This is a genomic window from Paenibacillus sp. FSL H7-0716 (assembly GCF_038002705.1).
GTDB classification, from domain to species: Bacteria; Bacillota; Bacilli; order Paenibacillales; family Paenibacillaceae; genus Paenibacillus_AQ; species Paenibacillus_AQ odorifer.
This window is the reverse complement of the sequence record NZ_JBBODA010000021.1, coordinates 71,788-95,065: the sequence shown is the minus strand read 5'-3', so window position 1 is coordinate 95,065 and position 23,278 is coordinate 71,788. Positions and strand designations below refer to the sequence as shown.

General features: G+C 45.7%; 26 protein-coding genes and 2 tRNA genes. 3 read left to right on the top strand and 25 right to left on the bottom strand.

Translation table 11 applies throughout. The features are described from left to right. Positions 1-7: 7 nt before the first annotated feature. The 16 genes from dnaB to MHH60_RS22950 form a co-directional block, all read right to left on the bottom strand. Positions 8-1,426: a replicative DNA helicase gene (gene dnaB, locus MHH60_RS23025; RefSeq protein ID WP_341161164.1), complete on the bottom strand. Its 1,419-nt coding sequence runs from the start codon at positions 1,424-1,426 to the stop codon at positions 8-10. Further along, positions 1,419-1,763 carry a hypothetical protein gene (locus tag MHH60_RS23020; protein ID WP_076138555.1) on the bottom strand — a complete coding sequence of 115 codons (345 nt, stop codon included), beginning with the start codon at positions 1,761-1,763 and terminating at the stop codon, positions 1,419-1,421. The genes dnaB and MHH60_RS23020 overlap by 8 nt, the downstream gene beginning before the upstream one ends. Continuing rightward, positions 1,750-2,730, bottom strand: a complete 981-nt coding sequence (locus tag MHH60_RS23015) for a hypothetical protein (RefSeq protein WP_076139085.1) — start codon at positions 2,728-2,730, stop codon at positions 1,750-1,752. Before MHH60_RS23015 ends, MHH60_RS23020 begins: the two co-directional genes overlap by 14 nt. Positions 2,731-2,757: 27 nt before the next feature. Beyond that, the gene (locus tag MHH60_RS23010) at positions 2,758-2,937 is read right to left on the bottom strand and encodes a hypothetical protein (RefSeq protein WP_076139086.1); all 180 of its coding nucleotides are present in this window, start codon (positions 2,935-2,937) and stop codon (positions 2,758-2,760) included. Continuing rightward, positions 2,934-3,641: an MBL fold metallo-hydrolase gene (locus MHH60_RS23005; protein ID WP_076139087.1), complete on the bottom strand. Its 708-nt coding sequence runs from the start codon at positions 3,639-3,641 to the stop codon at positions 2,934-2,936. Before MHH60_RS23005 ends, MHH60_RS23010 begins: the two co-directional genes overlap by 4 nt. Further along, positions 3,641-4,690: a recombinase RecT gene (locus MHH60_RS23000; RefSeq protein ID WP_076139088.1), complete on the bottom strand. Its 1,050-nt coding sequence runs from the start codon at positions 4,688-4,690 to the stop codon at positions 3,641-3,643. The genes MHH60_RS23005 and MHH60_RS23000 overlap by 1 nt, the downstream gene beginning before the upstream one ends. Then, the gene (locus MHH60_RS22995) at positions 4,691-6,679 is read right to left on the bottom strand and encodes an ATP-binding protein (RefSeq protein WP_076139089.1); all 1,989 of its coding nucleotides are present in this window, start codon (positions 6,677-6,679) and stop codon (positions 4,691-4,693) included. Next, on the bottom strand, positions 6,676-6,936 hold the full coding sequence (locus MHH60_RS22990) for a hypothetical protein (protein ID WP_076139090.1): 261 nt from the start codon (positions 6,934-6,936) through the stop codon (positions 6,676-6,678). Before MHH60_RS22990 ends, MHH60_RS22995 begins: the two co-directional genes overlap by 4 nt. Before the next feature lie 98 nt (positions 6,937-7,034). Further along, entirely contained in the window at positions 7,035-7,271 is a 237-nt protein-coding gene (locus MHH60_RS22985) for a hypothetical protein (protein ID WP_341161161.1), read from the bottom strand. 121 nt (positions 7,272-7,392) lie between these two features. Continuing rightward, positions 7,393-7,644, bottom strand: coding sequence for an AbrB/MazE/SpoVT family DNA-binding domain-containing protein (locus MHH60_RS22980; protein WP_076139120.1), 252 nt, complete (start codon positions 7,642-7,644; stop codon positions 7,393-7,395). A gap of 1 nt (position 7,645) precedes the next feature. Continuing rightward, complete coding sequence (locus MHH60_RS22975) at positions 7,646-7,918, bottom strand: hypothetical protein (protein WP_076136484.1); 273 nt, start codon at positions 7,916-7,918, stop codon at positions 7,646-7,648. Next, positions 7,915-8,187, bottom strand: coding sequence for a hypothetical protein (locus tag MHH60_RS22970; RefSeq protein WP_076136486.1), 273 nt, complete (start codon positions 8,185-8,187; stop codon positions 7,915-7,917). Before MHH60_RS22970 ends, MHH60_RS22975 begins: the two co-directional genes overlap by 4 nt. A gap of 9 nt (positions 8,188-8,196) precedes the next feature. Further along, positions 8,197-8,712 (bottom strand): transcriptional regulator, encoded by a 516-nt coding sequence (locus tag MHH60_RS22965; RefSeq protein WP_076136489.1) that lies wholly within the window; start codon positions 8,710-8,712, stop codon positions 8,197-8,199. 128 nt (positions 8,713-8,840) lie between these two features. After that, a complete protein-coding gene (locus MHH60_RS22960; protein WP_076136491.1) occupies positions 8,841-9,143 on the bottom strand; it encodes a hypothetical protein in 303 nt (100 codons plus the stop codon). 12 nt (positions 9,144-9,155) lie between these two features. Beyond that, on the bottom strand, positions 9,156-9,296 hold the full coding sequence (locus tag MHH60_RS22955) for a hypothetical protein (RefSeq protein WP_179088918.1): 141 nt from the start codon (positions 9,294-9,296) through the stop codon (positions 9,156-9,158). Beyond that, positions 9,297-9,524, bottom strand: a complete 228-nt coding sequence (locus MHH60_RS22950; RefSeq protein WP_076136493.1) for a helix-turn-helix transcriptional regulator — start codon at positions 9,522-9,524, stop codon at positions 9,297-9,299. Between the two features lie 47 nt (positions 9,525-9,571). On the opposite strand from MHH60_RS22950, the gene MHH60_RS22945 reads away from it, so the two are divergent. The 3 genes from MHH60_RS22945 to MHH60_RS22935 all read left to right on the top strand — a co-directional run bounded on the left by MHH60_RS22945 (position 9,572) and on the right by MHH60_RS22935 (position 12,444). Beyond that, positions 9,572-10,042 carry a helix-turn-helix domain-containing protein gene (locus MHH60_RS22945; RefSeq protein ID WP_306082173.1) on the top strand — a complete coding sequence of 157 codons (471 nt, stop codon included), beginning with the start codon at positions 9,572-9,574 and terminating at the stop codon, positions 10,040-10,042. Positions 10,043-10,381: 339 nt separating this feature from the next. Then, the gene (locus MHH60_RS22940; RefSeq protein WP_076136497.1) at positions 10,382-11,263 is read left to right on the top strand and encodes an ImmA/IrrE family metallo-endopeptidase; all 882 of its coding nucleotides are present in this window, start codon (positions 10,382-10,384) and stop codon (positions 11,261-11,263) included. Between the two features lie 20 nt (positions 11,264-11,283). Further along, positions 11,284-12,444, top strand: a complete 1,161-nt coding sequence (locus MHH60_RS22935; protein WP_076136499.1) for a site-specific integrase — start codon at positions 11,284-11,286, stop codon at positions 12,442-12,444. Positions 12,445-12,563: 119 nt separating this feature from the next. Here MHH60_RS22935 and MHH60_RS22930 read toward each other — a convergent pair. From MHH60_RS22930 to MHH60_RS22890, 9 genes are all read right to left on the bottom strand, one after another. Continuing rightward, positions 12,564-12,637 (bottom strand) — tRNA-Ile (locus MHH60_RS22930). Between the two features lie 44 nt (positions 12,638-12,681). After that, a tRNA-Met gene (locus MHH60_RS22925) sits at positions 12,682-12,758 on the bottom strand. An 82-nt stretch (positions 12,759-12,840) separates the two neighbouring features. After that, entirely contained in the window at positions 12,841-13,005 is a 165-nt protein-coding gene (locus MHH60_RS22920; RefSeq protein WP_167347621.1) for a hypothetical protein, read from the bottom strand. A 113-nt stretch (positions 13,006-13,118) separates the two neighbouring features. Next, on the bottom strand, positions 13,119-14,606 hold the full coding sequence (locus MHH60_RS22915; protein WP_076136501.1) for an ABC transporter substrate-binding protein: 1,488 nt from the start codon (positions 14,604-14,606) through the stop codon (positions 13,119-13,121). A gap of 1,352 nt (positions 14,607-15,958) precedes the next feature. After that, positions 15,959-16,597: an orotate phosphoribosyltransferase gene (pyrE, locus tag MHH60_RS22910; protein ID WP_076128834.1), complete on the bottom strand. Its 639-nt coding sequence runs from the start codon at positions 16,595-16,597 to the stop codon at positions 15,959-15,961. Further along, positions 16,594-17,340, bottom strand: a complete 747-nt coding sequence (gene pyrF, locus MHH60_RS22905) for an orotidine-5'-phosphate decarboxylase (RefSeq protein ID WP_038572835.1) — start codon at positions 17,338-17,340, stop codon at positions 16,594-16,596. The genes pyrE and pyrF overlap by 4 nt, the downstream gene beginning before the upstream one ends. Before the next feature lie 111 nt (positions 17,341-17,451). Next, positions 17,452-20,679: a carbamoyl-phosphate synthase large subunit gene (carB, locus tag MHH60_RS22900; RefSeq protein WP_076136504.1), complete on the bottom strand. Its 3,228-nt coding sequence runs from the start codon at positions 20,677-20,679 to the stop codon at positions 17,452-17,454. 1 nt (position 20,680) lies between these two features. Then, on the bottom strand, positions 20,681-21,862 hold the full coding sequence (locus MHH60_RS22895) for a glutamine-hydrolyzing carbamoyl-phosphate synthase small subunit (protein ID WP_076136505.1): 1,182 nt from the start codon (positions 21,860-21,862) through the stop codon (positions 20,681-20,683). 115 nt (positions 21,863-21,977) lie between these two features. Then, entirely contained in the window at positions 21,978-23,261 is a 1,284-nt protein-coding gene (locus MHH60_RS22890; protein ID WP_076136507.1) for a dihydroorotase, read from the bottom strand. Positions 23,262-23,278 lie beyond the last annotated feature (17 nt).

Genomic DNA, 23,278 nt, shown 5'->3' with positions numbered 1-23,278 from the left:
GGCTCCTTTACTGCGCCCATTGGCGCTTTGCAATGTTCTTCGCATTCCCTGCCGACGTTTTTCCCTCATGCACATATTCGTAATTAGCAAATTTATTGAAATTCTTCATGAAAACAAGTTCGACGGTCCCCACCGGGCCGTTACGCTGCTTGGCAATAATGATTTCAATGATGTTCTTTTTCTCGGTTTCCTTGTCGTAATAGTCGTCACGGTAAAGGAACGCTACAATGTCTGCATCCTGCTCAATTGCTCCCGATTCACGAAGATCACTCATCATTGGACGCTTGTCCTGTCGCTGCTCTACACCCCGGCTGAGTTGGGATAACGCGATAACTGGCACCTCAAGTTCCCGGGCTATTTGTTTTAGGGTCCGGCTAATCTGTGATACCTCTTCCTGCCGGTTCGCACCGCTGCGCCCTCTACCCTGGATGAGCTGCAGATAATCGATCACGATCATTCCCAGCTTGCCTTCTTTCTTCAACCGCCGGCACTTGGCACGAATCTCATTCACCGTTATACCAGGGGTATCGTCAATGTGAATATCCGCCTCCGACAATAATCCAACGGCCATCGCCATGCGTTCCCAATCATCACCTTCAAACTTCCCTGTTCGCATACGACTAGCATCGATCTGGGCTTCAGCACAAATCATTCTTTGTACAAGCTGCGCGGCACTCATCTCCAAACTGAAGATAGCGACGGTCTCCTTCGCTCGTACTCCGACATTTTGAGCAATGTTCAGTGCAAAAGCCGTTTTACCAACCGATGGCCTTGCCGCTACGATAATTAAGTCGTTTTTCTGGAATCCGGCAGTCATCTTATCGAGATCAGTAAACCCCGACTCAATCCCTGTGATTCCGCGGTTTATATCACGGACGTTGTACCGTTGCTCTGCCTCTTCCCAGACCTGCATCAATGCATCTTTGATCCCAATAAACTCACGTACTGGAACCGTCTGGTCTGAGAGTTTAGATACAGCAGTCTCAGCCATTGCAACGAACCCTTTAACATCCTGCTCCTCCCCAGCATTGCGAAGCAGATCTAGGGCCGTATCAATCGCTTGACGACGAAGGAACATCTCCTGTACTCGCTCAACATAGTAGGCTGCGTTCGCTGTTGTCGGCACTGAATGAGCCAACTTCGACAGGTAACTAACCCCACCAACCTTGTCGATTTCCTCGCTGTCCTGCAGCTGTGAGGTCAGGCTGATCAAATCAATAGGCTGTTCCACATTGCTGAGTCGATGCATCGCTCTATATATCCGTGCATGTCCTTCGTCGCTAAATTCCCCGCCTTGCAATATATCTGCTGAAGCTTCATAAGCCGACTGGTCTATCAAGGACGCACCTAGTACCGCTTGCTCGGCTTGAAGGTCAACTGGCATTTCAATTCCCGCAGCTGCTAAAAAAACCTCACGATCAAGCATTCGTTTCACCTCGAAGCTTCCGCATTACTGTTTCCCAGTAACCTTCAGGTGGTGGTTTATGACTAGACACCCATTCATCAAGATTGGCGAAATGTTCTGCAGCAGCTTCCTTGCTGCGCTGGCTATCTTGCAGATCTCCCAACCGGCCACGAATATTTGCAATCTTTGGCTCTACCGTTTCAGTCAGAATATAGCGATCAATATTCTCCTGGGCTGTTTCCACTGGAAAATCTTTGAGATATTTATAATCTGCTTTCACCTTTTCGACAGAAGCATCAAAAAACGGGAAATGCTTCTTGATCTCTCGGTAAAGCTGAGCAACTTCAACCACTTCCACGCTTCTTCTCCTCCTCGATGAACTCTTCAAGCTCGTCAATTTCTTGTTGTCGTTGGCTTTTCCGACGCTCTCTTGAGGCTCCCAGGGCGACTGTTCCCTGCTTTGAAGATGCAGGGGGAGTTAGGTACCGCTCAAGAAATGAGGACAAATCATCCCAGCAGCCAAAAATCACGGTCTTGCAATACTTGAACGTCCGGATCACATCCGACGGTCTCCTCCGTGATAATTTGTGCCGAGCGATTGCCAGATCGATAAAAAAGTATACGAGATCCAGCGGAATGGCCTCGTTCGCAACTTCACGCACATGCTCCCAATCAGCCGAAACAGGATTGATGCTCCCCTTCTGCTGTCTGAAGTAATTCTCAATATGGAGCATGCGCTGCTCGATTGTCGGTTTATCAAGATCTATTTGGCCTGTGGAGACGGCACCCACAGCGGACGACAGAACCCCGGACCTTGAACTCAACTCTTTTTGATCGTCTTCCGATAAGCCATTAATCCATCTATCAATCAATATCTTTGTAATATCTTTATTAGATCGGCAGTTTTCTGCCGCGTGATCGGCAACTTTCTGCCTATCTCTATCTTCCAGAGTGGCAACTTTCTGCCTATCTCCAGTGTCAGAGTGGAAATTTACTGCCGATCTGTTTTGATACTTTTTAGAGTTTTTAACACTGAAAATGAGTCCATAAGGTGCTCTTGTCACTCGGATGTAACCATAATCTTCGAGCGTTTTTATCCAAGAACGGATAGTCCGATTACTGACTTCGAATGTCGCTTCAAGCTCATTAATCCGGATAGGCTTGTTCCCGAGGACGATACCCCAGACAGTCCCCTCTTTCTCCTTCTCCGCTGTCGTGGAGCTGATACACCACAGGAAAAGCCATATCGCTGTGCCTATTTGTTTGTAATGTTGCGGCTCCAAAAGCCCTGAGTATGTTGGAAACGGGTAACTGCCTTCGGGCATTAAATCATCCCCTATAAATCATTCATATCAATTTCTATCATCTTGGAGGTCAACGATCGGATACTTAACCCTTTTCACCGTCCAGCCTGGATAAGCTCGAGCGAAGTATTCTCGAGTTTCCCGTTTAAACTCCTCTTGATCTACCTTCATCAACATCCAGATCCGCTCCCCCATCATGCTCTGCATCATAGGTTTATCGTTGATCATCGATCTGCCACCCTGACAAGAGCTCCGGTAGTCTCCTGAATCTCTCTCTTAAAGCGCTCTGCGTCACTATTACCGTCAGACAGATGCAGTAACCAAATTTCCTCAACATTACGGGTATCATTGGCTTTCAAAAATTCTTTCACATGTTCCAATCCGAAGTGAGAACGAAGCAGCCGTTTCTTTTGGGCAGGATGCAAGTGACCGGCAGCCACCCGCTTGTTAACGATATCTAAAGAATAATTGCACTCCATCATGATGTGAGTAAGGTCTTTGAATCGATGCCGGCAATAGTAGGTATCAGTCAGGAAGACTAGTTTATCTCCCTCTGTATTGGCTAGCAGGAATCCTAGCGGCTCCTCCACATCATGCTGAATATCAAACGGTAGAATTGTCCAAGTACCAATCGTGAACTGTTCCAACGCCTTTATGACCTTCAGGCGATGTCCTGTTAGCCCTCTAGCAGTTGCCGTGCCTGCACTGGTGTAAATGTTAATGCCTGTCCGCATAATGTCAGGAGCAGCCTTGCTATGATCCAGGTGCTCGTGAGTGACGAGGCAACCTGCAATGTCCGACATTCTAAAATTAAGTGCACGTTGTATGGACTTATAAGGAAAACCGGCTTCCAGCAGAAGCACGGTATACCCGTCAGATATGCGATAGGCGTTACCCGCGCTGCTGGAGCCGAGGCATTGGATCTCGATCATTAGAATTCCATCTCTTGTTCCACAGGAGGTACATCACCAGAGAAATTATCAGGGTCACTTTCACCTGTGGATTTATCATTTGCTGGCGGGCTTTTAGTAGCATCCGCCGGTGGACCATTCGGAGTAATATCAATAATCGGTCCGTTCGCATTCTCCCGAATTTCTTCGTCGACTTCCGCCTCTGCAAAATCACTTTCCATCTGCTTCAGACGTAGATAATCATCATCGATCTTTTGAGAGTCGATAGTTATGTCGCCATAGGCTGCACGGTAAATCGTCTTCCAGGCCATTTTGTCATACCAGCCCTCAACTGTTTCCGTACCAACTTTTTTGTTATTTTCCCATTTGTCCTTTTCCCCTCCCCAGAATTCCGGAGAAGCATGATCTGGCTTTCTCTTTTCGATATCCTTTTTTGTCATGACGACAAGCTTGTTCTTTTCTGGAGCCTTTGAATAACTGTGATAATAAAAGCCTCCGATAATGTCCCCGCGGTCAAAGGCATTGACGATCTCGAACTCATAGCCTTCATACTGATTCTTTGAATCTTTCTTGACCGGTCTGAACTTATCGGTTGAGTAGACCAGTTCAACGGTCACATGATCCGGAACGTCTAGACCATATTTAGTAGCTTTCAGTTCAATGCCTCGGTACCCTTCGATGAAGGTGATATCGTATTTTCCGGTATGTTTGTTCTTATAAGGAATTGGGTTGATGTGGTTAGGCTGCGAAGGATCAAATCCAACCCTTGCCATAGCCACCACATCACGAGCAAGCTTCTCCATGTTTACGTGTTGCCAAGTTACCGGTACAGCATCACGGAACTTCTCAGACTTCTTCAACCGCTTTTCTTCAGTTGTCTTAAGAATGGCATCCAGAGCGATGAAGTAATTCTGAGCCAGACGTTTCTGAAACTTGGTAAGAGCTACCTCACCCACGCCGGAACCAAACTCGGAAATTACCTTGGTCATGAAGCGTTCCGATTGAGTAGGTTCCTTTTTAGGAATCTCTGCCGGAGCTGTTTGTTGCTTTGTTTGATCTGTAGTACTCAATTAAATCGCCTCCTGTATGGCTGCCGTTTCTATGCGAAGCTTCTTATCCTTCTCGCTAACTACCAGCCGAATGACCTGGGCATCTGTATCAATCAACCTAGTCACTGCCTCGGCATTATCTACGAAGATCGGAGCCGAGAATCCGTACTGTTCACCTAGCGTATTGATGATGTCCAAACCTACATTGATACGAGCCGCATTGTTGAGTCCACCATCATAAGGAACTCCCTTATAAAGCGTGTCGCAGACTTCCTTGATCCCGCCGTTAATTTGATCTTCGAAGAGGCGGAACCGGGCAAGCTTGAATTTGCTGTTGATCTTGGCATCCAGCATGCTGACCTTGGTCTTAGTGAATTCCTCGCAAAGGAACAGTTCATACTGCAGGCGCTCATAGTCCGCTGCAAGTTCCCGCTCTTGTTTCTCTAGCTCCATCACCCGCATCTGCGCCCGGCGGACACCATCGAATTTAGCGAGATCACGTTCCATTTCTTCGATCTCAACACGTTGCCGACGAATTTCGGAACGGGCTGTCGCAGCAGCATCTTCACCTGAAGTTCTCAATACTTCAATCTGCTGTTTAACTTGAGTAGCTTCAGCCTGCTTGCTCGCATATTCCGGATCTGAGGCAGGATCTTTGACACCTGCGCGAAGGACGGTTAGCTGATCATCAGCGGATGTGACTTCAGCCTGCTGGGTTTTCAGCGTACTGTTCAAACCCTCAATTTCTTCCCGTAGCCGAACGATTTCCTGCTCGAATTTCTGAGCTTCGGTCACCGCCGCTTTACCGGAATTATTGATACGCTCCTTACGCTCCGCTAATCGACGATTAAATTCAGCCTCAGCTTTGTCGTGAGCCACCTTAATTTGATCTTCTGGGAGTGACTGACCACAGGCTGGGCAATTGGCATCATGACCTTCAGGTTGTTCGAAGGTAAGACTCTTCAGCTCAGCAAATTCTGTTCTCAAGCGATCTGCTTCTTGCCGACGATCAGCAACTAAGCGCTCATTCTGCTTAATACGTTGCTCCTTGTCCTCTACTGTCCGGCGGTACTTATCCAGCTCGTTATGCATCCGGTTCACTTCATCACGTTTGAGAGCCAACTTATCCAACACATTGGACTGCATACGACTCTTAATATCGATCAGCTCGCCTTCAATTTCACGAAGCCGCTTCTCCTGAACTGCCACTTCCCCGCCAGAAAGGATGCGGGACAATTCTGCCTCGCTGAATTCAACACGGCGGCGAAGCATTGCGATATCTTCCTTAAGGAGCTCTTCATCCAGCTCCGCAACATCCGGCATTTGGCGCTGCACTTCACTGATCCGCACCGGCAGTTCCTTGATCTCCTTGTTAATCACAGTGCATCGGGAAGAGATAACCTTTTTATGTGACTCAAGGTCGCGATCTCCCAGGATACCTGGTAATGAAGCAAGTTCCTTGTTACCGTGAATGACCTCGGCGTCCGTAAGATCACCGCATACCTCCAGTAACGTCTTTCGGCGCTCTTCTTTCTTTAGCTGTTCATTGAAGTAAGAAGGTGAAGTCAATAGTTTGAATAAATCCTCTTTGATGATGGAATCAACTTCAGAGGTGTACTCTCCCTTTTTCACAGGAACACCATCAAGGAAGTAGTTCGTTTCATGTCCTTCGAAGGCGTCCGTCGCAGAGCCACGCTTCTTCGTCCACTTTTCAGTAAACACTCGGCGGAAAGTACGACGGCGGCCATCGATCAAGAAAACTCCCTCCACCTCGTGCTCCAACTTGTGCTGAAGAACCTTTCCCGCTCCATCCAAACCCTTAATCTCGAAGTCAGCCTTGTTCTGGCTGTCCTTACCGAACAAGAGCCAGACAAAGCCGTCGAACATAGTTGTCTTCCCAGTTGCATTGTCACCATAGACATCAGCGTCCCCGCCATTAGCGGCGAGGACAAGTTCTTTAATACCTTTGAAATTACGGAGCGTCAGGCGCTCCAAAACGATACGTTTCAAGCGATTCCCTCCTCGATTGCTGCATTACATTCAGCATGTAAGATCATTTGTTGATCAGGTGTTTCTGGATAGCTGATACCATCCAAATAAGTCCGGATTTTGTATTCCAGCTCAGCCAATTGCTCATTGCTAAAATGATGCTGAATGGTTTCCCCACTTTGCTGGATATTTAAAACCGGAGGATTAAAGTAGGTCTCCGCATCGATGATGAAGTCAACGGTTTCCTCATGTAAGAGAAATGTGTGCGTTCCACGCATGAATGAACTCCCCCTCTTGTGTGGTGCGCCCCCAGCATGATATAGTGGGGGCAAGAAAATTTGATTTTCAAAGAACTGAGATAGCCCATGCCAGTGGGCTATTTTTCGTTGTCGTGTTCAGCAATTTGCTTGTAATCCACGATTACTGGAGCGTTCTCGACACTGGCTATCATGTGGCCATCTTCGTCCAGAACGACATACTCTGAATGAACATGGTCCTCATACTCAGAACCAACCTGCTTAATCTCAATTACTTCACTGCTATCAATCTCGGTTCCAACTTCAAATACTCGTGTAGGATTACTAACCACTGTTAACTTTTGAATGACCTGCATATATGCCCTCCTTCCATATGTATTGATGCGTCAGCCGCATCTCCAAACGCCAACCCGGAGGAAAGGTTATTTCTAAGGGTCGACGCTTGGAGACAGGGGCCGAAGCCCTTGCCTTTCCTATTTAAATCCCTGCTGCTGCTGCCATTTGCTGAATAATTGCACGGCTGTACAGTTTCCCTTCGAACGGAACCAAATCTTCCTGGCTACCAGTGATCGCACAACCGGGTGCATATTTGCGGAAGATGATCTTCTCGTCGTCCACAAAGATCTCCACCGGGTCCTTAATTTCCAGATTCATCGTTCTACGTAGTTCAATCGGGATAACGATCCGTCCAAGCTCGTCAATTTTGCGTACAATTCCAGTAGATTTCATATTATTTAGCCTCCATAGGATTTATTTTTTGGTAGTGTTCTTTAAAAGCGTTCTGAATCTCAGAAGGTAGATTTTCGGTGACTTCCTTCCAAGAATCAAAAGCGGCTTGAGCGATATCTCGCTTCCGCTCCAGTTCTAGCACCTCAAACCGGATGGATGCTGGGGAGTAAAGCGATTCTCGAAACCGTCTCTCTGCAACGAGTCTTTCATCCCCCACTTGTTTAAAGCGTTCAGCCAGAGCTTGACCGAAGCTTCTTATCTGCTGTTCTGTCACACTGCCCCCTCCTTGCGCTTTTGACGCTTCGAGGTTAAAATGGACACCAAGAGATTCTCTAACCGAGATTTCAAACCAAGTGACTGCCCTGCCAGGCGGTCATTTTTTATTTCTACTTCTGCAACGAGTATCATATTGTTCAAATAGCTCTCCGCATCCTCAATCCTTCCAGGTAGCATCACACTCGGGTTCTTACGGATCATCTGCAAGTTATGTGTTGCATGTTGACCCGCTTCTCTTGCCTCAGCAACCAATTGTTCTCTTTCCAAAGCGCTCCCTCATTTCAAATATTTTTTTGCTTTCAGCTCAGCTCGATGCTCTTTCCAAGTTCCCAACCAGCTAAAGGAATACTCTTTACATATCACTGCAGCCAGATGAGTCAGGGCCGTGATAGCTTCCACCGATTCCATAAGCAGTTGCTTTATTTGATGCCGCTCTGCATCCGTTATTTGTTCATTTGTTTTACTGATTGGAGCTTGCCCAGAGGCTTCAAGCACTTCTTGCATTTCTTCGATCGTTTTGAATAAAACGCTTGCTCTATGCAGGTCTACATTGTCTAACCATGGGGCAAACGCCCCACCAGTTACATCTGCAGCAGCTGCTAGTGAGAGTTGCCCATCATCGTAATGTTCAATTACTGCTCTCATGACCGGTTTGGATGCTTTTCGAGTTCCCCTTGCAATTTTCCCTATTAAGGAAGCATCAGCATGAACGATAAGCCCTGCTTTTTCTCTGGTATCACCTGAGAGCTTTAATGCTTGCTCTAATGCTGGTCCGAATTGTCCGATTGCCAACTTTTGATCCTCTCCTTTGTCCGTTTTATGGGATGCTATCGGACAGAGGCCTGATGTATGATGTTGTTAAGCAATTCCCCTTGCCGAATCCCCCACCCGCCGTAGCCGGTACAGCTTGGCGGGTTTCCTCATTCATAACGCTCTGTTTTTAACCAGTGGTACAGATCCGATTTAAGAACAGTTACTGCCTCGCCCTTCTTCCTATTCCGATTCAAATGTGGAAAGGTAGGATGATTGGTAAGCTCTTGAACTTTTGGAGCGCTCATTCTCAGTAGCTTCATAATATGAGCTGGTCGGAGCACTTCGGGATATTCTCCATTCAACCGTAGTTCTGTAAGCTGCTTTTCCAATTTTTCATTCTGCTCGGCAAGATCAGCCGCCAGGCGGAGGGCTTCCGCGAATGTCGCTGGTGTTTTTACAGCCTTAGCCATGACGGTACCTCCTTACTTAACTTTGACTAGCACATAGCGCGAATAACCTTGACCATGCTCTCGGTAATCGAGAAGCCAACCTTCATTGATCAGCCGATTAACTTCCTCAGACTTCCTTGTTTCCTTCACTTCACGGATATCTTGAATTTCCAATCAAATCACCTCCTTCTCAATTTGTTCTTTAAAGGAACATTCATCATTAAAAAATTTTTCCCAAGGGAAATTTAATGATTTTCCAATAGCTTTCGCTGCTGGAACTGCTGGTGTTTTAATTCCAGCTTCGATATTTGTATAGTAACTTCGAGAAATCCCAGCTTCGTCAGCTACTTGTTCTTGTGTTTTTCCTAATAATTCACGAAGTTCCTTCAACCAGTTTCGCATGATAGACACCTCCATTGTTCCTATAAGTAACTTTATGGATTGATTATATGTTACTTAAAGAAACATGTCAATATAATTTGATTCTTATAGGAACATTTATTTATTGTTCCTATAAGGAACGTTATAATAGTTTTATTCTTATAGATGGTGTGGTGTATATGGAAATAGTCGCTAAACGATTAAAGGGTGAGAGAGAAAACCTTAAGAAGTCGGATTCTAAATGGACACAAGAATATGTAGCTGATCTTGTTGGTGTAGCAAGACCTACATATACTGCCTATGAAAACGCAACTAAACTCCCGCCAATAGATACGTTAAGTAGGCTTGCTGACGTATTCGATGTCGATACTGATTATTTAAGTGGTCGGTCAGACATACGTAAAAGACCTGATACAAATATGTCCTTTTTCGGAGGTCCAGAGAATTATACTGAAGACGAGATAGAAGAAATGGAAGCCGCTCTCTTGCGTTACCGAGAAATGAAAAAACGCGCGGCCGAACAAACTCAAAAGAAATAATAAAATCCTCCATCCGATGGAGAATTATAAGGTTGGTAATACGTATGGTACTCATAATTATTCTTATATTAGCGGTACTTTATAGTCGAAGTTTGAAAAATATAATATCTTTCCTCTTCCTTGGATTTGTAGCTTTGTTTTTGTGGGAATTTGCTTGGTGGGGGAAAATCATTGACATCCTTTTTATCTCTAGCATGTTACTAGTTTTAATATTAGGCTTTATAAGAGGATTTAAAGTTAACGAGAATAAACCTGATAAGCACTGAATTACTTAAGCCAGCAATGGCTTTTCTTTTCACAATAAAACAGAACATATGTACGTAAAACGGGGGTCATTATATGAATTATTCCAACTATTTCAAAACTCCTCTGGAACAATGGATTGAAGAACAATACCGATCTAACTGTGTTTTCACTCCTAATGATCTTGATATAGACAAGATCGCACTGATCTTCGGGGTAGATATTGTTTATTATGACAAAACAACATTTAGTGAAAATGAAGAAAGAGTCATTTTTATAGACAACCGCAATGATCGTACAGAACAGCGTAAGGTTTTTTTTCATGAGCTTTGTCATGTAATTCGTCACTCAGGTGATCAACGCTGGATGCCAGATTTGTTTCGTGAAGCTCAAGAGATTGATGCTGACCGTTTTGCGTTATACGCCACGATCCCATTCTTTATGCTTGAGCAGATAACACTTCCTATTCACAGGAGTGAAGCCATTAGCTTACTCGCTTTAGAATTCCATGCCTATCCAGAATTAGCAGAGTTGCGTCTCAAACAAGTGGAAGATCGAATAAATAATTCGGAGTTCATGTCAACCTTTACATACACCAACCAGATTACGTCCAGTCTTGAAACCACAATCCACGAATCCCCTGTTTCAGGTCTCGGCTACCTTCAGGAGCCCCGTATTCATTCATTGTATGGTCTAGAAGACTTCTCTCGCCCCCAAGCCTTAGTCATTGAGCAGCGTCAGGGTTTCAATTGGAACAAGCCACTGGACCTTAATGTCGAGCAAAACTATAAACTACATAGTTCGTCATTCCACCGTTCTCGACATGATGCTACCGTTCTGCCTGGAGACCTTACTCTGCTTCCGGATCGGAAAGGGTATGTGACCATCAACTTATCTCGAGTGGCCTGGCGTCATGGCCAGGGCGTAACACGGCTGATTCTTCCTATGGATGCTATTGATGACGCTATAAATTTCTAATTACGAAGGGATTGTTGATTATGAAAGGCCATGTATACCCTAGAGGTAAAACATACACCTACGTCTTCGATTTACCAGCAGATCCGTTGACAGGTGAAAGGAGCCAAAAATCAAAAGGTGGATTTAAAACCGAAAAAGAAGCATGGAGTGCATGCAGAAAAGCAATGACTGATGCTGAAAAAGGACTGGATCTAAAGCAGTCTAAGATTACACTAGCAGAGTATTTGGTGGAATATTTGGAGACACATGCTAAACCCAACTTCAAGCCAACCTCATATGACACAGAGAAAACCATAATTGAAGCCCGCATTATACCCGCACTTGGCAAAGTAAAGCTTCAGGCTCTCACCCCACGAACGATTAAGAGCTTCTATGCAGACCTTCGGAAGAAATATTCGAAGGACTATGTAAAGAATATCCATGGTGTGCTGAAACGCGCGCTCAGACTTGCATACTCTGAATCTGGACTATTGGCAGAAGATATAATGAGTAAAGTATCTATGCGGAGTAAGATAAACGCGAACGAGCAAAAGGAGATGCAGTTCTGGACCATAGAGGAATTCACCCAATTCCTTAATTCGTCAAAGTATCATGTTCATTATATTGTGTTTTCATTGGCAATTTATACTGGAATGAGACGTGGTGAGATCCTTGGGCTTCGCTGGGGTGATATCGACTTCGAAAAGAAAGAACTCAAGGTGATCCAGACGGCCAACTGGACACGTGATGGTTTAGTCATTCAACGTCCGAAAACGAATGATTCCATACGACGGGTAAAACTTTTTCAGAATATTATTGATGACCTTAAGGAACGCTACAAGCAAATCGAGGCTTATAAAAAAGAATATGGGGACTCATATGAGGATAATGACTTAGTATGTTGCTACCCTGGCGGAGGTTATATAAAGCCAAAACGAATTACTGAAGGTATGGACGTACTTGTACGTAAAGCAGGTGTCAAAAAAATTAGATTCCACGACCAGCGACATACACATGCATCATTCTTATTGGCGATCGGAATAAATCCAAAGGTAGCTGCTGAACGGCTGGGTATGACTCCAGCGATGTTCAACGAACGATACTCACACCTACTCCCAATCATGCAGGAAGAGGCCGTTGACAAAATTGAAGCAGAACTGAATAAATACGCTGAAAAACAGCTCGAAACTGCAGAAAAATAATTCCCGTTAGCAAATCCGTTAGCAAGCTCAAAATCCTAGTCTTTATCCATTCTATTTTCTTAATATTACAAAGCCTATAGAAAGCAAAAAACCCTTACAAAGTAAGGGTTTTCTCTAAGTGGGCCCTGAGGGACTCGAACCCCCGACCAATCGGTTATGAGCCGACCGCTCTAACCAACTGAGCTAAGGGCCCGGATCTAAAAATATCCGAATGTACAATTGCTGTTGTAATAAAATTGGTTGCGGGGGCAGGATTTGAACCTGCGACCTTCGGGTTATGAGCCCGACGAGCTACCGGGCTGCTCCACCCCGCGTCAGAAATAATATTCAAACAGCGACAATAAATAATATACAGTACAAAATGGGTCTACGTCAAGGATGAATTTGTAAAAGTTCTCAAGGCAAAAATCTAACCCCATATCTTCCTTTGCGGGATCGATAAATCTCCACAAAACTTGGGTCATGATAGCCATAAATCCAGCCATCTTGCTCAAGTCTTTTTGCCAAACAGCCTGCTTGAAATCTCGTTCTGAACAGTTTCGCGAAGTATATCCAATTCATGATGCCCTCTTCTCCTTTTCGCAAATTAATCTTACGCTGCTCTGAAGCTTATCATGCCCAACTTCCACAAAATAAGCCACCGGAAATCCGGTGGCTGCTACATATTCCAAAACTCAATCCCCTATGGAGTCAAAATAATATGTGGGGTCTTTTTCGAGCGTACCCAGCATGGTATTCCCTTGCTTCTCCCAAGCTTTTAGGGCACTCTCGACCGTTCTCTTGCCCTGATAAACTTCTGTGAACAGTTGACGCCCAACATCGTTAATACGGCTAATTCCAGGCTTCTGTGTCTGTAGGACGTTCATCAAAGGATCATTGGCTGGTAATGGTTTGAGCGTATAGAAGGACTCCAGCTTTGCTGAAAGTACCTGCGTGGTAATGTAATCCTTACGGGAAGTTAGTTCCCCGCGGGTATGGGCTTTGATTTTGGCTACCTCGTTACTGTTAACGAACTTGATCAAATCCCACGCATCTTCCTTATTAGCAGCCATAGAGTTGATAGCCATCATATTACCTACCCAGGTACCTACAGCCACTCCTGGTTTCTCCTTAAAAGTAGGTACGGTAACTAAACCCCAATCGACGGGAATGTAATTTTTAATTTTTGCTGCATTACGACTCACACCTGCAAGCTCATTAAGATAATCGTATTCTCCAATTACCATTGCAGCTTTTCCGGTAAGGAATAGATCCCCTTGGACAGGACTATAGGTGGTCCGTTCTGTTTCTATAAAATCCATACCGTTTAACCCAGGTGTAATTTGCTTTTTCACCAATTGGCTGTAGGTCGTCCAAGCTTGACTCCACTGTGTTTGGTTTACCTCCATCTTATGTCCCTTGTTGTCATACATAGCAAGCTCAAGCGGTGAGACATAGGTCTGCATATCCCAGTAAGGATCGCTCATATAACGGTTCATCGAAAAGCCATATATACGCTTATCTTTATTTGTCGATTTCTTGGTCACCTTTTCGGCCAGCGCGAACACTTCATCCCAAGTCATTCCGTCTGTCGGATAACCTACCCCAGCAGCATCAAAAATACCTTTGTTAAAATATAACGCACTCGACATAAAAGTCGGCGCTAACGCGTAAAGACTTCCTCCACCCAGCTCACGAACTCCACTTAGCATCGTAGGCGCCATATTGCTTAAATCATATTGATCTCGTGCGATAAGCGGCTCCAGCGATTGCACCAGATTATGTTCCACCAAACTCTTCACCAATGTACTATCACCGACGATTACATCAACCGGCTGTGCACCGCCCATAATTGTTCGGATATTCTCCAGATTATCTGGGTTAACCTCTGGATAGGTGCTGTCAAAACGAAGCTCATTCATATTGATGGCTGGAATAATCTCAAGTTTGATTTCAGGATGCTGCAATTCATACATATCTGTAAACTGCTGACGAAAAGAAGAATCGTCCTCTCCAGACCAGAGGCTGCCAATACGTAACACGCGCTGTTCTGTAGATGGCTTAGAAGCCTCCGCCCAGGCTGTGTGCCTGCTTTCAGAGATTAAAGGCAATAGGAGTGCTGCACATATTCCAAAGCTTAACCAGCGCCGCCATAGCCTTCTATTATTATTTATATGATTCATTCTTGAACCCTCCCATAAAATACTCAATCCATCCACCTTATGAATAATTACCCATAATTCTAGTAACAGTATATAGCTTTATTCAGGAGGGGAAGTTACAGGCTGTTTAAAGTTATGCTACGATTTCTTCATATTATTTCTATAAAAAATGTTCCGCGAGTTTCCTGAGGATACTGAAATGCCTTTCTGCGACAGGATAATTGTACTTTGTGCAACTATAAAAGCGAAGTGTGTTGTACTTCTCCTTTTAATTGCACTTTGTGCAGTTAAAAAACGTTATTAGGTGCTTTCGGCGGATTTCTGGCTGATATAATTGCACAAAGTGCAACTATATTGCCAGATCCTCTAAGAAAGGTTAGTTTAAGTGCACAAACTGCAACTATTCGGCGTGTGTGATGACATTGCGATGGCATCACCGGGGCAGAGTATAGAAATCTACAGTGCCAGAGCGTTTCAGAGTGTTCAGAGCAAGAGCATAGAGCGACATCGCAGAGCAGCAGAGCAGCATTGTTTCAGAGCGTTCAGAGCGTAGAGCGACAGCGCAGAGCAGCAGAGTGTCAGAATCCCGAGTGTCAGAGGCAATATACCAGAGCGACAGAACGCAGGTCAGCCAAGTGTCAGAACGTGAATGTAGATGTGAAATGTGAATGCAAACACCAAAACCCTACACTCCACTCTACTTTTCCTTTTACCATACAGCATTTTGCTTCCTTACTAACTAACCTACTAACTAATCTACTAGCTAACCTGTGACCGGCACAAATCGCCCCTTCTACGCAGGATAATTGCACTTTATGCAACTATTACAGCTGAGTGTGTTGTGCTTCTTCCTTTTAATTGCACTATGTACAGTTAAAAAACGTTATTAGGTGCTTTCGGCAGATTTCTGGTGGATATAATTGCACAAAGTGCAACTATATCGCCAGATCCTCTAAGAAAGGTTAGTTTAAGTGCACAAACTGCAACTATTCGGCGTTTGAGACGACAGCGCGATGAAATCACCTAAGCAGAGTATAGATTCCAGAGTTTCAGAGCGTTCAGAGCATAGAGTGACAGCGCATAGCAGCAGAGTTTGAGACGACAGCACAATGGAATCACCGGAACAGAGTATAGTATTCCAAAGCGTCAGAGCGTTCAGAGCAGCAGAGTTTCAGAATCTCGAGTGTCAGAGTTTACACCTGCCGCGGCTGGATAATTGCATCTTTCAGCAATAAATAACAGCGTACTTCATGCACCTGGTACAGCTGAGTGCACTTTAAGCTTTTCCTTTTTATTACTCTCAGTGTAGTTAAAAAGAAAAGCCTCCCACCAAAATGTGAGAGGCCCGTCCAATCTATACTCAAATATTTAGTTTAAACGCCAAATGCGGAAGGATCTTTTCTCCAAGATTTCAGCAGTTCCACATCTGTAGCTGCGATCTTGCCTTGTGTAAGAGCCACGTCAATCAATGTGCTGTAGTTGGACAAGCTTTGCAATGGCATTTCAGCTGCGGCAAAAGCATCGACCGCACGGTCCAGCTCGTAGCTGAAGATTGCCAATACAGCCAACGCTTCTGCGCCTGCTTCTTGCACAGCTTGAGCTGCTTTGATGGAGCTTCCGCCAGTGGAGATCAGGTCTTCGATAACCACTACCTTTTGTCCCGGCTTAATCAGTCCTTCGATCTGATTCTGCTTGCCGTGACCCTTAGCTTTATCGCGGATATAAGCCATTGGCAGATTAAGTTTATCAGCTACCCAAGCTGCGTGAGGAATGCCTGCGGTTGCTGTACCTGCGATCACCTCTGCATCTGGATACTGGCTTTTAATAAGCTCAGCGAAGGCATCAGCAATATAGTTACGTACCTCTGGGTAAGCCATAGTCAGACGGTTATCGCAATAGATCGGGGATTTAATACCAGAGGTCCAGGTAAAAGGCTCCTGCGGACGCAGTGCCACCGCTCCTATCGTAAGCAGATAACTTGCTACTTGTTCACTTCTATTTAATGTACTCATGCTAAGGTCATCTCCTCAATAATATTTAGTGCTGCTTGACGTGGATCAGCTGCAGTTGTAACAGGACGGCCCACCACCAGGAAGTGGCTACCTTGCTGAATGGCTTTGCCCGGCGTCATCACCCGGGACTGGTCACCTAGGGATGCACCTGCTGGCCGGATACCAGGTGTAACTGTACAAAATGCGGGCCCACAAGCCTCTGCGATCGCTGAAGACTCTTGCGGTGAAGCCACCACTCCATCCAGACCTGCAGCGGCTGCCAGCTTAGCGTATCTGACTACAGTATCTGCTACGTCTCCTGCGATTCCAATTTCGTTATTCATCACTTCTTGGCTCGTGCTGGTCAGCTGTGTAACTGCGATAATCAAAGGCATTTTAAGCGCAGCATTCGCATTAACTACTGAAGCAGCGCCTTCCCGTGCTGCAGCCATCATCGCTGAGCCTCCTGCGGCATGTACGTTAAACATATCCACACCGAGGTGCGTAAGGCTTTCTGCCCCGCCTTTTACCGTGTTAGGAATATCATGCATTTTGACATCTGCAAATACAGAATACCCCCGAGATTTCAGTTCATTAATGAATTCCGGTCCCGCTGCATAAAAAAGCTGCATTCCCACTTTCATATAACAAGGAATCCCTTCCAGCTTGTCAATCAAGGTTCTTGCCCCAGCAACATCAGGGTAATCTAAGGCGATCATCAAGCGATTCGCCATTTCATTCCACTTTGCATCTCCCTGTCCCATAACCGTTCTCCTATCCAGTGCAGATTTAAATCCACACTCTTCATTTATTAGCCCCTAGGCATAGCGGAACGGTCTGCGTAAACGCAAACCGCCCTATACATCTTTATGAGATTAGTTTAATTGACCGACAAAAGCAGGCATGGACTGTGACGAGAAGTTGATCGTCTGCAGCATTCTGAGCAGTGCCGTTACTGTATCGAGTGATGTCATACATACGACGCCATTCTCAACCGCTTCACGACGGATACGGAATCCATCACGCTCTGGTGTTTTCCCTTTAGTCAGTGTATTAAAGACGAAGTTGGCTTGCCCACCACGAATCAAGTCGAGAATGTTCGGCGCACCTTCATCCAGCTTGTTCACGTTCATTACGTTGAGACCTGCTTCTTCAAGCGCTTGAGCGGTGCCTCCGGTAGCAATGATCTTGTAACCCAGCGAGTGGAAGCCTTTCATAAGCTCTACAGCCTCTGCTTTATCTTTATCTGCCACTGTAACGATGATAGCGCCGGTTGCTGGAATTTTCATTCCTGCTCCGATTAGACCTTTATACAAAGCTTTTGCATACAATTTATCGCGGCCCATAACTTCACCCGTCGATTTCATTTCAGGTCCGAGCGTTGGTTCTACTCTACGCAGCTTGGCAAAAGAGAACACCGGCACTTTAACCGATACATAATCACTTTCCGGCCATAGACCTTCTGCATAACCGTCATCTATCAGCTTGCCGCCGAGAATGATTTTGGTTGCCAGATGCGCCATTGGAATTCCAGTTACTTTACTCAAGAATGGAACCGTACGTGAGGAACGTGGATTTACTTCAATTACGTACACTTCATTCTGATAGATAACGAACTGGATGTTGACCAGACCAATCGTTTTCAGTTCCTTAGCAATCTTGATTGTGATCTCAGCAATTTTTGCTTTCAGACCTTCATCCAGATATTGCGGAGGATATACAGCGATGGAGTCACCGGAGTGAACGCCTGCACGCTCAACATGCTCCATGATCCCTGGAATAACTACCGTCTCACCGTCACAAATTGCGTCTACCTCAACCTCTTTACCTAACATGTAACGGTCAATCAATACCGGATGCTCCGGATTCACCTTAACCGCTTCTACCATGTAGCTAAGCAATTCCGCATCATTATATACAATTTCCATTGCGCGTCCACCAAGTACATAGGAAGGACGTACCAGGACTGGATATCCAAGCGATTGTGCAGTTTCTACTGCTTGATCTACGTTGATAACCGTCTTCCCTTTTGGTTGGGCAATATCCAGACGAGCCAGCAAAGCTTCGAATTTCTTCCGATCTTCAGCTTCGTCAATACTGTCTAGGCTAGTTCCGAGAATTTTAACGCCAGCGGCACTTAATGGTGCAGCAAGGTTAATGGCTGTTTGGCCTCCGAATTGTACGATAACCCCAATCGGATTCTCTTGCGCAATTACGTTCATTACATCTTCAAAGAACAAGGGCTCAAAATACAACCGGTCCGAAGTATTAAAGTCGGTAGATACAGTCTCAGGGTTATTATTGATAATAACCGCTTCATAACCTGCCTTCTGAATCGCCCATACTGCATGCACAGTGGAGTAATCGAACTCAATCCCTTGACCGATCCGGATTGGACCCGATCCAAGCACGATAACCTTTTGTTTATCGGAATGAATGACTTCATTTTCAGTCTCATAAGTAGAGTAGTAGTAAGGTGTAGAAGCTTCGAACTCAGCCGCACAGGTATCTACCATTTTGAATACAGGCGTTAATCCTCGCTCTAAACGAAGCGCGCGTACATCAGCTTCTTTGATGAATTTAACGTTCGCTTGTCCTTCTGCCCGAATCTCAGCAATCGCACGGTCTGTAAAACCTCTGCGTTTAGCTTGGTACAAGGTTTCTTCTGATAAGCTTTCATCCCCACGGATGACCTCTTCAAAGTTGATCAGTCCCTCGATCTTGGACAGGAACCACCAGTCTACGTTAGTGATGTCTTGGATCTCTTGCAAGCCAAATCCGCGACGGAAAGCTTCCGCGATCAAGAACAACCGCTCATCATCAGGTTTTGCGAGACGTTCACGCAGGACGCTTTCTTCCAAATCTTCAGCGCCCGGCAGGCGGAAACGGTGTACACCGATTTCCAGGGAACGAATTGCTTTATGAATGGACTCTTCGAAGGTACGACCGATGGCCATAACTTCTCCAGTGGCTTTCATTTGTGTGCCCAGCTTACGGTTCGCATGAATGAACTTATCGAACGGCCAGCGTGGGATTTTGCTTACGATATAGTCAAGTGTAGGCTCGAAGCAAGCATAGGTCTGTCCAGTAACTGGATTGACGATTTCATCAAGTGTGTAACCAAGTGCGATTTTGGCAGCCATTTTGGCAATCGGATAACCGGTTGCTTTCGAAGCCAAAGCCGAAGAGCGGCTGACACGTGGATTTACTTCGATTACATAATATTGATAGCTTTGCGGATCCAGTGCGAACTGCACGTTGCAGCCACCCTCGATATTCAGTGCACGAATGATTTTGAGTGAGGCGCTGCGCAGCATCTGATATTCACGATCGGATAACGTTTGGCTAGGTGCCACAACGATACTATCCCCCGTATGCACACCTACCGGGTCAAAGTTCTCCATGTTGCAGACAACGATACAGTTGTCGTTCGCATCACGCATAACCTCGTATTCAACTTCCTTCATGCCGGCAATACTTTTCTCCACTAAACATTGTCCGATTGGACTATAACGAATACCTGCTTTGACAGTCTCAAGCAGCTCTTCTTCGTTGTCGCAGATCCCGCCGCCGGTGCCGCCAAGCGTATAGGCTGGGCGTACAATCAGTGGGAAACCAATTTCCTCAGCGAATTTCATCGCTTCATCTACTGTGGTAATAATAGTGCTCTCTGGTACAGGCTGTTCCAGTTCGCGCATCAAATCGCGGAACAAATCGCGATCCTCTGCTTTTTCGATGGACTCAAGCTGGGTACCTAGAAGCTTAACATTCTCTTGTTCTAATACTCCTGCACGAGCCAATTCTACAGCCATATTAAGACCTGTCTGTCCTCCCAAAGTTGGCAACAAGCCATCCGGGCGCTCCTGGCGGATGATGCCAGTTACGAATTCAAGGGTAATCGGCTCGATATAAACTTTATCAGCCATATTGGTGTCAGTCATGATAGTCGCTGGGTTACTATTGATCAGCACAACTTCGACGCCTTCTTCTTTCAGGGCCTGACAGGCCTGCGTTCCGGCATAGTCAAATTCTGCGGCTTGCCCGATAACAATCGGTCCAGAACCGATTACTAATATTTTTTTAAGCTTTTCATTCTTAGGCATGTTATAGAGCTCCTTTCACGGCTTCAAGCTGTTTTACTGTAGGTTTTGGCGCCGTGATTCTGGCGTTTGCCGCAAGCTGCGCCTGGCGCGAGCTCACAGGTGTGTTAGCTTTATGATCAGCGATCATCTGTAAGAAACGATCGAATAAATAGCTGCTGTCATGAGGTCCCGGTGCTGCTTCTGGATGATACTGTACTGAAAATGCAGGGTAACGGGTATGTTTAAGTCCCTCAACGGTCTTATCATTATTATTAATGTGAGTAACTTCTAGCTCCGTGCTCTTCACAGAATCTTCATTCACTGTGTAGCCATGGTTCTGAGAAGTAATGAAGCAACGTCCGCTCTCCAATTCTTTAACCGGATGGTTACCGCCACGGTGCCCGAATTTCAGCTTCTCTGTATCTGCGCCACAAGCCAGTGCAAACAGCTGGTGACCTAAGCAGATACCGAAGATTGGATATTCACCAAGCAATTCCGAAATCGTCTTCACTGCGTGTGGAACATCTTTCGGGTCCCCAGGGCCGTTGGAGAGTTGAATACCATCTGGATTGAGGCGACGAATCTCATCAGCGGTTACGTCATGAGGTACAACTACAACATCACAACCGCGATTGTTCAACTCGCGTAAGATACCAGCCTTCGCGCCGTAATCAACCAGCACGATGCGTTCTTTAGTTCCCGGGCTATTGTACATGCTTGGAGTAGATGTGCGGGCTACCTGATTGCGCAGTTCTTCAATTGAAGTGTCGCCCATCATTTCCATCAATTCCTCTACACGTTTATTAGAGGTAGTCAGAATCGCCTTCATTGTTCCGTAGTGGCGAATAATCCGCGTCAACATCCGGGTATCAATCTCGCTGATTCCAGGAATATCATATTCTTTCAGCAGGTCGTCCACACTGTATTCTGCGCGCCAGTTACTTGGAACTTCTTCATGACGACGCACTACAAAACCGTGTACGAAAGGACGAACAGATTCGAAATCATCCCGCGTAATCCCGTAGTTCCCGATCAATGGGTACGTCATGGTAACGATTTGCCCGCAATATGAAGGGTCAGACAGTACCTCTTGATATCCTGTAATTCCTGTGTTAAAAACAACCTCGCCTGTCTTTTCACCTTCAGCGCCAAATGCGGTACCTGTAAATAAAGTTCCGTCTTGAAGCAGCAATCTCGCCTGCATTCCCTTCCACTCCTTCATGTTCTGTAGTCTAATACGTATGCCTTGCATGCCTTCCGGAGTGTACGCGCTCAAATTGCTGATCCGCAAAGATCAGCAATTTCGCCTCACCAGTCCGCTAGTTTTTCTCAGTCCATACGGCTTTGCCGTCCACCCAAGTTTTTACCGGCCAACCCTTAAGCTTCCAGCCGCCAAAAGGAGTGTTACGTCCTTTGCTTGCGAAGGAACTTGGGTCTACTTCTTTTTCCTGCTCCAGATCGATCAGTGTCAAATCTGCAGGAGCTCCGATCTCCATAACCCCGGTTTTCAATCTGAATACCCGTGCAGGATCGGCAGTCATTCTTTGTACTAGTAAGGATAAATCCCATTTTCCGGTTTCTACAAACGCTGTGTATAAGAGTGGGAAAGCTGTCTCGAATCCAACGATACCAAAAGGTGCCAGCTGCATTCCTTTTGCTTTCTCTTCCTCACTATGTGGCGCATGATCTGTAACAATCATATCTAGTGTGCCATCAAGCAACCCTTCGATACACGCCTCAACATCGCGGCGGGAGCGCAGCGGCGGGTTCATTTTCCAATTGGCATCCAGGCCTGGAATATCGTCTTCAGCAAGAAGCAAGTGATGCGGACATACCTCAGCAGTTACTTTAATGCCGATTTCTTTTGCTTGGCGAATCAGCCGAACCGACTGTTCAGTACTGACATGGCATACATGGTAATGAACGCCTGTCGCTTCTGCCAGCAAAATATCGCGTCCAACATGGATCGCTTCTGACTCATTCGGAATTCCTTTGAGGCCATGCTTCTTAGAGAACTCACCTTCAGCTACACAGCAGCCTTCGACCAACGAATTATCTTCGCAGTGGGCAATGACTGGCATATCGAGCGATACTGCGATGTTCATTGCATCTTTCATCATTTGAGCACTTTGTACGCCCACACCGTCGTCTGTATAACCAATAGCTCCAGCTTCTTTGAGCGCCGCAAAATCCGTCAACTCACGTCCGAGCTCATTTTTCGTAATGGCTGCATAAGGAAGCACTTTAACTAGTCCTGCTTCACGCGCCTTGTCTTTCACAAATTGCACGATCTCCGGGCTATCTGTCACCGGACGAGTATTTGGCATACATGCAATGGTTGTAAATCCGCCTTTAGCAGCTGAGCGACTTCCGGTTTCCACTGTTTCCTTGTGTTCAAATCCCGGTTCACGCAAGTGCACATGCATATCAATGAGTCCCGGAATGAGCAACTTACCTTCAGCATCAATGATCTCCGTAGCTTCTCCGATAGCTTCATTTCCGTCGATTATAGCCGAGATCACACCATCCTGAAGTTCGATGTGTTTGCGCTCAAGCAAGCCTTCCTTATTCAATACGCTGGCGTTTCTAATAATCACTGTCATGATTCTACCTTTACCCT